Annotated in this window: 1 pseudogene; it reads right to left on the bottom strand. The window is 64.5% G+C overall.

Features of this window, described 5'->3' with window-relative positions:
• Positions 1-542, bottom strand: a pseudogene (locus NFT33_RS16540) (transposase); the annotation flags it as partial.
• Between the last annotated feature and the right edge of the window lie 47 nt (positions 543-589).

The raw sequence follows: 589 nt of genomic DNA, 5'->3' as shown, positions 1-589 counted from the left end.
CAGGCCCAGCTCGCAATACACCCGCCAGACCCGTTTGTGGTTCCAAGGGCGGCCATCCAGGCGCAGTCGGTCGAAGCATTTCCAGAACCCCCAGCGGCCGTTGCGCTCGACCACGCCATTGAGCGCATCAATCACCTCGGCATCCTTCTCCTGCGGCAGCGGCGGCGTCTTGTAGTACGCCGCCCGCGACAAGCCTGCGGCCCTGCAGGCTCGTGTGACTGGCAAGCGATGCTCGGTCACCATGGCCGAGACCACCTGCCGCCTCGCGGACGGCGTCAGAATTTTTTTGCCAGCACGTCCTTGATCGCCGCGTTCTCCAGCGCCAGGTCGGCATACATGCGCTTGAGCCGGGCATTCTCCGCTTCCAGCTCGCGCATGCGTGTCAGGTCCGAGACCGTCGCGCCCGCTCAATTGCTCTTCCACGCGTAGTACGTCGGCGCGCTGATGCCGTGCTTGCGGCACACCTCGGCCACCGGCAGCCCGGCCTCTCCTTCTTTCAGGATCGCCACGATCTGGCTCTCGCTGAACTTGCTCTTCCTCATCGGCTAGCTCCTTTCGGACTGGGCCGCATTCTCTGGTTTCGGCTGTC

The organism is Sphaerotilus sp. FB-3 (assembly GCF_023706025.1).
GTDB lineage: Bacteria > Pseudomonadota > Gammaproteobacteria > Burkholderiales > Burkholderiaceae_C > Sphaerotilus > Sphaerotilus sulfidivorans.
The sequence above is the reverse complement of the archived record's forward strand: the minus strand, read 5'-3'. Positions and strand labels throughout refer to the sequence as shown.